The sequence below is a fragment of the Caballeronia concitans genome (genome assembly GCF_001544615.1).
In the GTDB taxonomy this organism is placed as follows: Bacteria; Pseudomonadota; Gammaproteobacteria; order Burkholderiales; family Burkholderiaceae; genus Caballeronia; species Caballeronia concitans.
The window spans coordinates 71359-84655 of the sequence record NZ_FCNV02000001.1; the positions used below are offsets into that span (position 1 = coordinate 71359).

11 protein-coding genes are annotated in these 13297 nt (G+C 63.2%); 10 read left to right on the forward strand and 1 reads right to left on the reverse strand.

The window, feature by feature from the left end; all coding sequences use genetic code 11:
* Positions 1-114: 114 nt before the first annotated feature.
* The 10 genes from AWB72_RS00350 to AWB72_RS00395 all read left to right on the forward strand — a co-directional run bounded on the left by AWB72_RS00350 (position 115) and on the right by AWB72_RS00395 (position 12351).
* On the forward strand, positions 115-834 hold the full coding sequence (locus tag AWB72_RS00350) for a DUF969 domain-containing protein (protein WP_040048538.1): 720 nt from the start codon (positions 115-117) through the stop codon (positions 832-834).
* On the forward strand, positions 831-1787 hold the full coding sequence (locus AWB72_RS00355; RefSeq protein ID WP_040048539.1) for a DUF979 domain-containing protein: 957 nt from the start codon (positions 831-833) through the stop codon (positions 1785-1787). The genes AWB72_RS00350 and AWB72_RS00355 overlap by 4 nt, the downstream gene beginning before the upstream one ends.
* A 398-nt stretch (positions 1788-2185) precedes the next feature.
* Positions 2186-3571, forward strand: coding sequence for an undecaprenyl-phosphate glucose phosphotransferase (locus AWB72_RS00360; RefSeq protein WP_087127903.1), 1386 nt, complete (start codon positions 2186-2188; stop codon positions 3569-3571).
* 15 nt (positions 3572-3586) lie between these two features.
* Positions 3587-4765, forward strand: coding sequence for a polysaccharide biosynthesis/export family protein (locus AWB72_RS00365; protein WP_374728843.1), 1179 nt, complete (start codon positions 3587-3589; stop codon positions 4763-4765).
* Positions 4762-5199 carry a low molecular weight protein-tyrosine-phosphatase gene (locus AWB72_RS00370; protein ID WP_040048541.1) on the forward strand — a complete coding sequence of 146 codons (438 nt, stop codon included), beginning with the start codon at positions 4762-4764 and terminating at the stop codon, positions 5197-5199. Before AWB72_RS00365 ends, AWB72_RS00370 begins: the two co-directional genes overlap by 4 nt.
* A 114-nt stretch (positions 5200-5313) precedes the next feature.
* The gene (locus AWB72_RS00375) at positions 5314-7584 is read left to right on the forward strand and encodes a polysaccharide biosynthesis tyrosine autokinase (RefSeq protein ID WP_052449652.1); all 2271 of its coding nucleotides are present in this window, start codon (positions 5314-5316) and stop codon (positions 7582-7584) included.
* A 2-nt stretch (positions 7585-7586) separates the two neighbouring features.
* A complete protein-coding gene (locus tag AWB72_RS00380) occupies positions 7587-8801 on the forward strand; it encodes a glycosyltransferase family 4 protein (RefSeq protein ID WP_244285500.1) in 1215 nt (404 codons plus the stop codon).
* Positions 8798-10018: a polysaccharide pyruvyl transferase family protein gene (locus AWB72_RS00385; RefSeq protein ID WP_052449653.1), complete on the forward strand. Its 1221-nt coding sequence runs from the start codon at positions 8798-8800 to the stop codon at positions 10016-10018. The genes AWB72_RS00380 and AWB72_RS00385 overlap by 4 nt, the downstream gene beginning before the upstream one ends.
* Positions 10019-10027: 9 nt before the next feature.
* Positions 10028-11272 (forward strand): lipopolysaccharide biosynthesis protein, encoded by a 1245-nt coding sequence (locus tag AWB72_RS00390; RefSeq protein ID WP_040048543.1) that lies wholly within the window; start codon positions 10028-10030, stop codon positions 11270-11272.
* 17 nt (positions 11273-11289) lie between these two features.
* A complete protein-coding gene (locus AWB72_RS00395; protein WP_208863097.1) occupies positions 11290-12351 on the forward strand; it encodes a hypothetical protein in 1062 nt (353 codons plus the stop codon).
* Here the strand turns inward: AWB72_RS00395 and AWB72_RS00400 are convergent.
* Complete coding sequence (locus AWB72_RS00400; protein ID WP_052449654.1) at positions 12318-13295, reverse strand: cellulase family glycosylhydrolase; 978 nt, start codon at positions 13293-13295, stop codon at positions 12318-12320. The genes AWB72_RS00395 and AWB72_RS00400 overlap by 34 nt on opposite strands.
* Between the last annotated feature and the right edge of the window lie 2 nt (positions 13296-13297).

The window sequence follows — 13297 nt, forward strand, 5'->3', positions numbered from 1 at the left end:
ATTGAACGCCCCGCGAAGCCGGGGCGTTTTAGCAAGCGGCCACGAGAGCCGCAATTCGGCACACGCGCCCGGCTCGAGGCGCGGTGTTTTCATCGATATTCGTTTGGAGATCTCATGGCAACCCCAGTCAGTCTATGGCCGCTCATCGGCGTGGCCGTCATCATCGTGGGCTTCGTGCTGCGCTTCAATCCGATGCTGATCGTCGCCGCCGCCGCGATCATCACCGGTTTCGCGGCGCATTTTCCGCCGGAGCGCATTCTGAGCGCCATCGGCAGCGGCTTTCTCAAGACGCGCAACATTCCGCTCATCATCCTGTTGCCGCTCGCGGTGATCGGCTTGCTGGAGCGCCACGGGCTGCGCGAGCGCGCGCAGATCTGGATTTCGGGCATTCGCGCGGCGACGGCCGGGCGGCTTCTGATCGTCTATCTGCTCGTGCGTGAATTGACGGCGGCGGTCGGCCTGACGGGTCTCGGCGGTCATCCGCAGATGGTGCGCCCGCTGCTCGCGCCGATGGCCGAAGGCGCCACGGAAGCGCGCTACGGCAAGCTTTCCGATGCGGTGCGCTTCAAGCTGCGCGCGTATTCGGCGGCGACCGACAACGTCGGCCTCTTCTTCGGCGAGGACATTTTCGTGGCGTTCGGCGCGATCGTGCTGATGGTCACGTTCCTGAAGGAAGCGGGGATCGTCGTCGAACCGATGCACGTGGCCGTCTGGGGCATCCCGACCGCGATCTGCGCGTTCCTGATCCACGGCTTTCGCCTCTGGCTGCTCGACCGTCAACTGACGCGCGAACTCGATGCGCTCACGCGCAATGTCGCGGGAGAAAAAGCATGACGCTCACGATCAACTATCTCTTTTATCTCGTCGGCATCGTGCTCGTGGTCGTCGCGGGCATGATCCTGACCGACAAGTCGCATCCGCGCCGGCTGACGGCGGGCGTGTTCTGGCTCGTCTACGCGCTGATCTTCCTGATCGGCGACTGGCTGCCGGTGCCGGTCGTCGGCGTGCTCGTCGTGGCGATGGCGGTGATCGCGGGACTGGGCGGCGTCACCGGCGCGAAGCCGAAGATGCTCTCCGAGGAAACGCGCCGCCAGAGCGCCGTGCGGCTCGGCAACAAGCTCTTCGTGCCCGCGCTGACGATTCCCGTCGTGACCGTCATTCTCACGCTCGGCGCGAGTCATCTCGTGTTCGGCGGCAAGCCGCTGATCGAACTGAAGAACGTGACGCTGATCGGCTTCGGCATTGGCTGCGTGATCGCGCTGGCGGTGGCCTGCGTGATGACGCGCGATACCGTCGGCCAGTCGATGCGCGAAGCGCGCCGCCTGATCGATGCGCTTTCGTGGGCCGCCGTGCTGCCGCAGATGCTCGGCATGCTCGGGCTCGTGTTCTCGGACGCGGGCGTGGGCAAGGCGGTCGCGCACGTGACGACGGCATACGTCAATCTGGACTACCGGCTCGTCGCGGTGGCGGTGTATTGCATCGGCATGGCGCTTTTCACAATGGTGATGGGCAACGGTTTCGCCGCCTTCCCGGTCATGACGGGCGGCGTCGGCGTGCCGATTCTCGTCGGCGTGTTCCACGGCAATCCCGCGACGATGGTCGCCATCGGTATGTTCTCGGGCTACTGCGGCACGCTCATGACGCCGATGGCCGCGAACTTCAACATCGTGCCGGCGGCGCTGCTGGAGTTGCCCGACAAGAACGCGGTGATCAAGGTGCAGGTGCCGACCGCGCTGACGTTGCTCGTCGTGAATATTTTCTTGCTGAACTGGTTGATGTTTATCTGAAGCAAGCCGTAACGAACGGCGCATGATGATCGTGCTTCATGCGTCGTTGCATCGCACCCTCCTTCCGCACACCGCTCCGCCAGCCATTTGGCGCAATATCCCTGCCGTATTTTTCCTTCGCATAACGAAGCGCATCTTTTATGCGTTTTCTTAAATTCGGACCGATCCTATTCCGGCTTGCGGGTGCATAACGGAGACTTTTGCCCCGTAAAGGGCCGCAACGCGCATGAGGTGCGGCCTTCGAAGATGAGTCGCTAACCGGCATGTGAAAGCAAGGCTAGTCCTGCATGACGCGTATGGCGGCCGTTTATGTCAGTCCAAATTTGCCGATGGTCCGGTAAGCCGCCGCAAGGAGTATGCGGGGGCGTGGTGCGCCGGGTATGGCCATCGGTCCCGTCATGCGATTGCCACGATACTCCTTATTGACAGAGCGGCCTTGTGGCTGCGACGTTGTACTGCGTCTTTGCGAAGCGCTCGTCGCCGCGGGAAGCGCGCTCATGGCGTACCGCCTGTTCGGCGAGTCCGCCGAGGCGGCCCACGACAGCGCGGCCGCGGCGTTCGCCGTGTTGTTCGCATGGGCCGCGCAGTCCGTTTGCGCGCAGCGGCGCGGTGCGCCGGTCGGCGGCATCGTTGCGCCTGCGTTGGCGTGGATGCTCTGCGACGCGCTCGCGACGTGCGCCGTCATGTGGATGCATCGCGAATATCATCCGTCGCGCGCGTGGTTTGCCTGCTGGGCGGCGTCGACGCTGGCGGGCGTCATCCTCTGCGGCCTCGTAGTCCGCATGGACCGTGTGCGGCGCGCGCGCACGCGCTCCGTTGCAGTCGTCGGTCGCGGCGATCATTACGAGACGTTCCTGCAGCGCTTTCTCGACAAGCGCGATTCCGTCTATCGCATCGACGCACGGTTCGATATGGACACCGCCGCCGCCGCGCCCGCCGACGGCATCCGCCGGTTCCAGTGCATCGAACAGTTCGCGGCTTACGTGCGTGAGCAGCGCATCCACGAACTGTGGCTTGCACTTCCGCTGACCGATGAAGCCACGCTGCTGCGCTTCCTCGAACTCTTCCGCAACGACCTGCTCAACATCCGCTTCCTTCCCGATCTCGGCAAGCACGCGCGCTTTTGCAGCGACGCCGCCGATCCCGACGCGGCCTTCGCCATCAATCTAGTCGCCGCGCCGCTGACGGACCGCGCGCAGGCCGCCAAGGACGCGTTCGACCGCGCTTTCGCGGCATGCGCGCTCCTCGCGGTGTCGCCGCTTTTCCTGCTCATTGCGATTGCCGTGAAGCTCTCGTCGCCGGGGCCGGTGCTGTTCCGGCAATGGCGCCACGGCGCGAAGGGCGAGCCGTTCCAGATCTACAAGTTCCGCACGATGCACGCGCACGCGTCGGACGACGGCGTGGTCGCGCAAGCCACGCGCGGCGACGTCCGCATCACGCGCATTGGCGCGCTGCTGCGCCGCACGAGCCTCGACGAGCTGCCGCAGTTTCTCAACGTGCTGCGCGGCGAGATGTCGGTGGTGGGGCCGCGTCCTCATGCCATCGAGCATGACGCGCTTTATCAGGACGTCGTCGACGGCTACATCCACCGGTATCGCATCAAACCCGGCATCACGGGCTGGGCGCAGGTGAACGGGCTGCGCGGCGAAACGGATTCCATCGACAAGATGCAACAGCGCGTCGAACACGATTTGTTCTATCTCAGCAACTGGTCGCTGGCGTTCGATGTGCGCATCGTCATGGCGACGGTCGTGCGGGGCTTCGTTCATCACAACGCTTATTGAAGCGCAGGATCATCCATGAAGTATTCGATTGAGCGCGCCTGCGACGCAATGCGGCGCGCTTCCTTGCCCAAACGCGGCGCGGCCATCGCTCTCGTAGGACTGCTGAGCGCATGCGCGGCCGCGCCGGGCTTCCGGATGCAGGTAACGCCGGGCGCGGGCGACGGCGCGCAGACCGGCGCTTCGCATGTCGATGCGACGGCCACGACGCCCGAAATCGCCATCACCGAGCTGGACCTCGGCACCGTGAAGCGGCTCGTCACCGAGCGCCACACTCGGCAGGACGAGCAGACGCAGCAATTATTCGCCGCGCCGCAAGCCTATACGGTCGGACCGGGCGATGTATTGCAGATCGTCGTCTGGGATCACCCGGAATTCGCGGAAGCCGTCGGTTCGACGCAGACGCAAGGGCCGTCGAAGCCGGGCGATCCGGCGGCGGGCTTCGTCGTCGATCAGGGCGGGAAGGTGACGTTTCCGTACGCGGGCTCGCTGGCCGTGGCGGGTTTGCGCACCGAGCAGATCGGCGAGCGGCTGACGTCCGCGCTCTCGCGATTTTTCGTGAAGCCGCAGGTGACGGTGCGCATGGCGTCGTATCGATCGCGTCAGGTGTATGTGGATGGCGAAGTGCGCTCGCCCGGCGCGTTTTCCGTGACGGACGTGCCGCTCAGTTTCTATGACGCGATTTCGCGCGCCGGCGGGTTTTCCGATTCCGCCGATCAGAGCGATGTGGTGCTCGTGCGCAATGGCGTATCGCATCGGGTGGATGTGGCGCACATGCTCGCGCAGGGCATGAATCCGTCGCAGCTTTATCTGAAAGCGGGCGACCTGCTGCGCGTGGCATCGCGCGAGGACAACAACGTCTACGTGATGGGCGAAGTCACCAAGCCTGGCTCCGCCGTGCCGCGCCGCGACGGCAAGCTCTCGCTCGCGGATGCGCTGTCGCAGGTGGGCAGCGTCAACGCGAGCACGGCGGATACGGCGCAGATGTTCGTCATCCGCTCGCGGGACAACACGCCCGAAGTGTTCCATCTCGACAGCCGGTCGCCAGTGGCGATGCTCGTGGCGAAGGAGTTCGAGTTGCAGCCGAAGGACATCGTGTATGTGGACGGCAACGGGCTCGTCCGCTTCAACCGCGTGCTGAGCTTGCTGATGCCGCTGATCAATACCGGCCTCACGGCGGGAGTGATCGCGAAATGATCCGCTCCGTGTTGATGGTGTGCGAAGGGAACGTGTGTCGCAGTCCGCTGGCGGCGGCGTTGCTCGCCGAACGATCGCCGCATTTGGAGGTGATGTCGGCGGGAACGGCGGCGCTCGATGGACATTCGGCAGATCCGATCGCAATCGACCTTATGCGGGAACGCGACATCGATGTCACCGGACACATCGCGCGCACGGCCAACCTTCAACTGATGCGCGGAAGCGACCTCGTGCTCGCGATGACGCGTGCGCAACTCGACTGGCTGCTGTCGCGCTATCCGTTCGCGCGAGGTCGCGTGTACCTGCTCCTGCACGAAGGCGCAGGCGATGTCGTCGATCCCTTCAGGAAAAGCCGGGCGTGCTTCGAAGCGTGCCTCAAGCAGATCGAGACAGGCGTCGCCGAGTGGTCAGAAAGGCTTCGCGCCGACTGCTGACGTTCCCGCCGTGGCACTCGCCACCTGACTCCAACGATTGCAACGCCCGGCGTCCAAACCTTTCGACCGAGTGTCGCAGTCCGCCACGTTTTGCCTCACCTGAAGAACCCAGTCATGTCACACCTTGATAGACACAACCCTTCCGAGGCCTTCGAGATCGATGTCATCGCCGTCCTCTCCACGCTTCGCACGCATGTGTGGCGCATCGTCCTGATCGCTGCTGTCGTCACAGCGCTCGGAACCGCATGGGCGTTTTTGTGGCCGCCGAAGTATCAGGCGGACATCCTCGTCCAGATCGAGGATGTGTCGGACGGCGCGGCCGCCGGCACGCTCCTTGGCGATGTGTCGTCGTTGTTCGACGTGAAGTCGTCGGCAGCAGCGGAAGCACAGATTCTTGCGTCCCGGCTCGTGCTTTCGCGCACCGTCGAGAAACAACGGCTTTTCATCGACGTCACCCCAGCGCGCTTTCCGCTCATCGGCGACTTCGTATCGCGGGTGACAGAGACGCCGCATACGCCGGGTGTATTCGGCTTCGGCGGGTTCGCATGGGGGCAAGAAAGCGCGGAACTGACGCGCCTGGATGTCCCGAAGCAACTTCAGGAGGAGCCTTTTTCGCTGATCGTCGAACCTGGTGGCCGCTACGAACTGCGCGGTGACGACCTGAGTGCGCCCGTGCACGGAAAGATTGGCGCCGAACGCACGGTGAGCACGCAATATGGACCGGTCGTCATCAACGTGGCTCGCATGAATGCATCGCCGGGCACGCGGTTCACGGTCGTGCGGCATGGGTTCGACGAGACCGTCGATCTACTGCAGAAGCGGCTCGAAGTACACGAAAAGGTGAAGCAGTCGGGCGTGCTCGTCGCGACCTTGCTGGGGCGAGACCCGGAACGCACCGGCCGCACGTTACGAGATATCGGCGACCAGTACCTGAAGCAGAACGTAGAACGTAAATACGCCGATGCCGCGCAGTCTCTCGCCTTCCTCGATGTTCAATTGCCTGTACTGCGCCGCAAGCTCGAGGATGCGCAAGACCGTTTGACCGCGCTGCGTATCAAGCGCGGTGTGGTTGACCTGCCGGTACAGACGACGACCGGACTGCAGCGGCAAGTCGAAGTAAAAGCGCAACTCGTGCAGCTTCAGCAAAGGCGCGCAGAACTGATGACTCGCTATACGGCCATGCATCCCGAAGTCATGGCTACGGACAAGCAGATGTCGGTGCTGCAGGCCGAGATGGAGCAGTTCGACGTCGCGTTGCGTCGCCTGCCGGACCTGGAACAGGAAACCGCCCGGCTGATGCTCGATGTGAAGGTCAATACCGATCTCTACACCGCCACGCTGAATAACGTACAGCAGTTGCAATTGGTGAAAGCGGGCAAAGTCGGCAGCGTGCGCGTCGTCGATACGCCAGCCGTGCTCGATGTACCGACCTGGCCGAATCGCTGCATCGTCATCATCGCTGCGGCTTTGGGAGGCCTGCTCCTCGGGATTGCCTATGCCTTCGCGCGCGAGTTCCTGCGTGGCGGCGTCAATTCCGCCGAAGAGATCGAACGACGCGTCGGGATGCCGGTCCTGACTGCAGTGCCGTTTTCTGCGAAACAGAAGTTGGTGCAGAAGCAAGCGATGCGCAGTGAAGCGCGGCAAGTTAGCCTTCTCGCCAGCGAAGCGCCGGACGACCCTGCGATAGAGGCGCTGCGCAGTCTGCGGACCGCGTTGCGAATGCGGCTGGCCGGAACGCCGAGCAAAGTCATCATCGTCAGCGGCGCCGCGCCGGGAGCGGGCAAATCTTTCGTGACCGCGAATCTGGCGCTCGTGCTCGCGTCGATGGGCCAGCGCGTTTTGTTGATCGACAGCGACTTGCGCCGCAGTTCGCTTCGTCCTTATTTTGGCATCGGGCAAGGCACGGGATGGGCCGACGCCATCGCGGGCAGAGCGGACTTCGCATCCACGGTGCACCGCGCCGAGTCGACGGGCCTTGATTTCGTCGCGGCAGGCTCGCTTGTTTCGAACCCTGCTGAGTTGCTGGCGTCGTCAGCCGTCGGCGCGCTCATCGATGCTGCCCGGAACAAGTACGACTACGTGCTGATCGACACCCCGCCGATACTCGCAGTCGACGATGCAGCCGCAGTCGCCTCGCATGCCGACTCGGTGCTGCTCGTCGCCCAGGCCGGCGTCACGCGCATCGGCGAAGTAAGGGAATCCGCCAAGCGGCTCAATCACGCTGCGCTGAAACAGATCAGCGTCGTGCTCAACGGTGTGCCGGCCCGATCGATCCGTTCGACCTACGGCAGCCACGGCTACAGCACATACAACTACGCAACACCTGCCGATGCCAATGCATCAAGACTTGGTTCGTGGCTTCGCTCGTGGCTGGGACGGCGATGAATATGCGCGCAGCTCTCAAGGACGCCCACCGCGAGCGGCGTTCGCGCAGCCGCGCTGGTAATGCGGCCGCGTCCCGTTCGCTGACCGTGGCGATGGTGGTCGAGGCTGCCGGTGGCGGCGTCGCCGTGCATCTCGCGGACCTGATTCCCGGCCTCGCGGCGCGCGGCGTGGACGTTCATCTCATCGCCACGCAAGACACCGACCGTTTCGATGCGCAATGCATCAAGCCGGAGCACCTGTCGTTATGCCGGTCGGTCACGCGCGTGCCGATGCGCCGCAATGTCGGCCTGCACGATCTCGCGTCGTTCATGCATGTTGCGCGGGCGCTCGCGCGCATTCGTCCGGACATCGTGCACGCACATAGTTCCAAAGCCGGCGTGCTTGCACGCGCGTGCCCCGGACCTTGGTCGAAGGTCTACACGCCGCACGCCGTTTATACGCTCAATCCTACGCTCAAGCCTTCGGCGCGTTGCGTGTACGGCGCGATCGAGAAATTATTCGGGCGCTGGCTCACTCATCGCCTCATCGCGGTCTCGGACGATGAAGCCCGGCATCTTCGCGATGTACTCAAAATTCCAGGCGAACGAATCGCGACCGTCTGGAATGGCGTGCCGGAGTTTGAAACCCTCGACCGCAAGGAAGCGCGCCGCCGGCTCGGTCTGGCCGATGACGCATTCGTCGTCGGTCTGGTGGGACGCTTCGCGTTCCAGAAGGGCGTCGACCGGCTGGTCGCCATTGCACGCGAAGTGGGTCAGCATCTGAAAGAAGAGGTGCAGTTCGTCTGCATCGGCAGCGGTGACTTCGCTGCGACAGCAGGCGCGCACGCACATTCGTTGCCGGAAAACATTCGCGTGATCGGAGCGGTGCCGCAAGCGCGGCGCTTATTCGAGGCGTTCGATGCGTTGGCATTGCCTAGTCGCTATGAAGGCTTTCCCTACGTGTATCTGGAAGCAGTCGCGGCTGGTGTGCCGATCGTTTCCACCCGCGTCGCAGGCGCCGACGCGCTCGTGACAGCGCACGAAACCGGCGTCGTTGTACCCAATGGCGACGACCCCGGTCCATTCGCCGACGCGCTGATCGATCTGGCGACCGACACGCCGCGTCTCGCGCGCCTGAGAGCCAATTGCCTGAGCGCCGCGGCGCACTTCACCGCCGATCGCATGGTCGACGAAACGCTTGCCGTCTACCGGCAATGCATCAACCGAAAAACTGTATGAGTTCCATCCGACTGATCGTGCTGTTGCACGCCTATAGCCGCCGCAATTCTGGCGACGGCTTGCTCGTCGACTTGTCCGCTGCGCTTCTGCGCGAGGCGTTCGGTCCACGCGTTCGCATCGCTGTCGTCGCGGCTGATCCTTCGTCCTTTCCGGAGTACGACGATGTGCTGCATGCGCCCGTCATTGCGGATGCCGGTGCCCGGCGCGTTGAGGCGGCCTTGCGCACGGCATGTCGGCTGCCGACTCCGGCCTCGGAGATTCTGCACAATCGACTCGCGAGCGCGGACATGATCGTCGGTGTGGGCGGCGGGTATCTGCGTGCGCGCAATGGCGTTGAAGCGTTGAAGCTCGAACTCGGCCATCTCGTGCAGGCAAGGGCAGCGCGCGACGCGGGGAAGCCAGCGGTCTATCTGCCCCAGAGCATCGGGCCGGCGACGGCTTGCACGCCCGCGCTGACCGCACGCGTCGCGGCCCGATTGCGCCACGCGCTTTCCAGCTTCGATGCCGTATGCGTGCGCGACGATCGCTCGCAACGCTTTCTTCAGGGACATGCGACGTCGGTTCGGATGCCGGATCTGGCCGTTCTCGAATTCGGCCGCGCACGGGAAGCTGTCCTTGCTCGCGCCGCATCACGGGAAGGACGCGTCAGGCATCTCGCGCTGGTGTTACGTGAGGCGCCGAGCTGGAGCCGCGCCCAACGCGAACGCTACGCGGCGTCGGTGCGTGAGCTCATCCGACTTGCACAGGGAGAGTGCCGCGTCAGTTTCGCGGTGCAGAGCACCGGGCGAGGCAACGACGATGCGGCTTATTACCGTCGAATGGGTATCACCGAGGACCTCCCGAGTCTGCGCCATCTGCTTGAATCCGACACGCCTGACGCAGTCGTCTCCGTACGCCTTCATGGCGCGCTCGAGACGCTGCTGCATGGCGTTCCCGCGTATCACCTCAGCTACGAGCGCAAGGGATTCGGCGCGTATGACGACCTGGGCATACCGGGCTGGGTAGCGAACGCGGCGGACTTCGACGCGGCCGCCGTGATGAGTCACGTATTCGCGTCGCAAGCACTGCCTTCGTTGTGGGGCGCAACCGAAGGCGCGCTCGGACGCATCGATACGCAGCGTGCGTCACTCGTCGAATTGCTGCGGCGTACGGCTGGTATCGAATCCGTTAGCGATCGGTCGGGCAGCCACGCGCAGCCGTTCACGGAAACGCACTGATAAGCCGCGATGCTGTTGCGCCTCTTCTTGCGTGTGCTCTCCCTGTCGGCCAAATTCGGCTTGACCATTGTGATCGCGCGCACGGTCGGATTCTCGGCCGTCGCCGAATACGGGATCGCCGTAGCCGTTTCCGTCGTCGCGTCGAAGGTGTTGGGCTTGGGCTTCAGTGCTGAACTGAACCGGCGCATGAGCAGGCCGCAGCCTGAAGCTGCCATTGCGACGGCTCGCGTATTGCGCAGTATCTATGCAAGCTCCTACGTCATTGCCGCAATTCCTTGCCTTGCGGCAGTTTGGGCAGGCAACGAGTGGGCAGGCCAGTCGTTCGGGCTTTGGTCGTGGGCCATGATCCTGCTGGTAGCGGCAAGCGAACATCACGGTTTCGAAGTCAACACCTACATCTTCTCGCTTCATCGCGCACGGGCCGGTTCGGTCATGCTCTTCTTGCGAACGGGCGGTTGCGCGGCGGTCGCGATCGTCGGCCTCGTATGCGGCATGCCGGGAGGGATCAGCAGTGTCTTCATGCTGTGGACACTGACGAACGTCTTCGTGATTTTTTGGGCTTGGTCGTTGATCGAGCGCACAGCGACCGTACGCCCGAGCGAGACCGATCAGGCGACCCCTGCCGCATCTTCCCTGCGCGAGACGTGGATTGCGGGTGCGCCTTATTACATCGGAGGCATCGTGCTGGCCGGACTGCAATACGTCGAGCGTTTCGTCGCGTCGGCGTTTCTGCCGGCAAACGATGTCGGCCGTTACGTCTTCGCATGGTCAATAGCCAATGCGGTGCAGACGATTTGCTACGCGACGGTCGGCGTCGTTGCAGCGCCGCGACTGGCGCGCGTGGTCGAAGCCGCGACTGCGGACTGGCATACGAGCTTCCGTATCCTGCTCGCTCGTACGATCGCGATAAGCATGGCCGTGGCGCTCGCCATCATGCTCGCGTCGCCGATCATTTTTCGAATGGCGAAGGAAGCCGTGACAACAACGGGCTTCGTCACGCTCGCCGTTCTCGTTGTTTCATTCGTGCTGCGGTCGCTCGGTGATTTGCTCTGGGCCGCAGCCGTGGCCCGCAAAGCGCGCGGAAGGATCGTGATTGGAATGCTCGCTGCAGTGGCTTGGGCTTGCCCCGCTTCGCTATGGCTGATACCCGGTCACGGCACGGTTTCGATTGCGCTCACCCATCTACTCGCCAGCGTTCTTGTGCTCATCGCCCTCGCGTGGGCGCAAAGCCGCGAGCCGGCACAGGCTTCCTAATCATGTTTGACACCTTGATGCGCTCCGGCCCGCCGCTTAGCCGTGGTCTGATTGCGTGGCTCGCCGGACTGTCCACCCTTTGTTACTCCGGCTTGTTCATGGCCGGGAAGTCGTTTCTGCCCGAGTTCCTGTTCCGTGACTCGGACAAGATCCAGGCGCAGATGAACGGCTCGAGCGCTTACGACGGTTCATCATTCGATGCAGTGGGCAAGTTCTATGCGATGTTCGGGCCGACGCTGCTCAATGTCGTTGTGCTCGCTCTTGGCGTCGGTTTCATTCTTGCCATCTTCAAGCGAGTGAGACATGTGGGGTCGCTCGGCGTCGCACTTGTCTTTGGCTCGCCGTGCGTGTTCTTCAATCTCTTCGTTGCGTCGAAGGACACGCTCGTCGTCGCGCTATCGCTCTTGATCGTGTGGACGCTGCGGCGCGGTGGCGCAAAGCTCACGATGGCGGCTGTCTTGTTCGGCTACGCGTCCTATGCGGTATCCGTGCGCACCTATTACCTGCTGATCGTGGCGCTGGCTGGCTGTTTGTGGATTTATCGGCGAGCAGGACGCCGGACGCGCCTCGTGATGATCGGAGCCGGCCTGCTCGGCCTCTATGCGTTGCCTACGATCGGCTATTACGCGTTACTGCATCCACGCGATATGGCGGTCGATTACCTCGTCTACCAATCGCCTTTCGGCGCACGCACGAGTTTTTATAACCTGCGTCCGCCCGACGGTTTTTCTTCGTTTTGCATCGATTACGCCTACGCGGCGCTGAGGCTGCACCTTCCGATGTTGTTTTCGCCGGACCCTCGTGGCCTTGTCATGCAAATGTTCGTCCTCGCAGCGTGGTTTTCCACCCGTCCGATGCGCGCCAACAGGGAGACGTGGCCGGGCGTCAGCGTGCTTGCGTGCCTGGTCATGGCGCACATGATGGTCTCCACGCTATTCGAACCGGATCTCGGAAGTTATGTTCGCCATCTGTCGAGCGTCTCCCTGTTTTGCATGGTCCTGTTCAGTCTTCGGAACAACGCGTCACTCGAAGCCGGCGCCACCGTTCAGGGTGTGCCCGAGGCCGCGGCGCCGAAGTAATCGCGTACCGTATGCAGAGCCGGTTTCTCGGCGCCGGTTGCATCGACGAGACCGAAACTCCGCTCCCTCGCCGTGCGGCCGCTGGCCGTGTCCTTCCATTCATAGACGGAGATGAGCGACGCATCGAGGCTTCGGATCGAAGCAAGAAAGCTACGGATACGGCTTGCCTGTAATGTCGCATTGCTGGTGGCTGAGCCGTCCGAGGGTACTCCCCACTCGGTGATGACGGCCGGCATCGCATACTTCGAGCCAATGTCATCAGCGGCATTTCTAATCTCCGGGGGCGTCATACCGTATGCGTGGTAAGAAATCGCATCGATGCAATGCGGTGACGTTGTCAGCACTGACTGGGTGAGTCGGCTTGGCAAATTATTGCCGACCGGCGCGCGAGAGAATCCGAAGCCATAGATTGGAACGGTGCGCGATGCTGCCTTCAAACCGCTGCATACTCCCTGCATGAACGCGGGAAACGTTCTCGCGATATCGCCAGTCGGCCAATAGCGACTCAAGTCCGGCTCGTTCCACAACTCGATGCCGACGAGTTGCGACGCGTACTGCCTCGCAATCTGCGTCACTTGTGCACCAAACCGCTTGCCTGCGGAGATCATTGGCGCGGTATCGCGAGTTGCCTCATCGACGAGAGGAGCGGTCGAACGCATGGTCAGCAGCACGGGCACCTTCGCACGTGCGGCGACGTCGAACGCGGAGGCTACGCGGCGCCTGTAGGCCGCATCGTCGAGCTGGTTGGTCCAGATGCCGAAACGCACGAAGCTAAAGCCTGAGCGCGCGATTGCGTCGGCGTCCTGCGGCGTGAGCGTCTCGATCTTGACTTGCACGCCGACACGCTGTGTCTGCGGCGTGGTGTCTGCTACAGCGGCGAACGGCATCGGTGATGCAAGCGCAGCGAGTATCAACGCGAGCGTGCGAATTGGTAAGGAATGCATGG

Coding starts and splice junctions, on each gene's coding strand:
- AWB72_RS00350 (WP_040048538.1), top strand. CDS start 115: ATGGCAACCCCAGTCAGTCTATGGCCGCTCATCGGCGTGGCCGTCATC.
- AWB72_RS00355 (WP_040048539.1), top strand. CDS start 831: ATGACGCTCACGATCAACTATCTCTTTTATCTCGTCGGCATCGTGCTC.
- AWB72_RS00360 (WP_087127903.1), top strand. CDS start 2,186: ATGCGATTGCCACGATACTCCTTATTGACAGAGCGGCCTTGTGGCTGC.
- AWB72_RS00365 (WP_374728843.1), top strand. CDS start 3,587: ATGAAGTATTCGATTGAGCGCGCCTGCGACGCAATGCGGCGCGCTTCC.
- AWB72_RS00370 (WP_040048541.1), top strand. CDS start 4,762: ATGATCCGCTCCGTGTTGATGGTGTGCGAAGGGAACGTGTGTCGCAGT.
- AWB72_RS00375 (WP_052449652.1), top strand. CDS start 5,314: ATGTCACACCTTGATAGACACAACCCTTCCGAGGCCTTCGAGATCGAT.
- AWB72_RS00380 (WP_244285500.1), top strand. CDS start 7,587: ATGCGCGCAGCTCTCAAGGACGCCCACCGCGAGCGGCGTTCGCGCAGC.
- AWB72_RS00385 (WP_052449653.1), top strand. CDS start 8,798: ATGAGTTCCATCCGACTGATCGTGCTGTTGCACGCCTATAGCCGCCGC.
- AWB72_RS00390 (WP_040048543.1), top strand. CDS start 10,028: ATGCTGTTGCGCCTCTTCTTGCGTGTGCTCTCCCTGTCGGCCAAATTC.
- AWB72_RS00395 (WP_208863097.1), top strand. CDS start 11,290: ATGCGCTCCGGCCCGCCGCTTAGCCGTGGTCTGATTGCGTGGCTCGCC.
- AWB72_RS00400 (WP_052449654.1), bottom strand. CDS start 13,295: ATGCATTCCTTACCAATTCGCACGCTCGCGTTGATACTCGCTGCGCTT.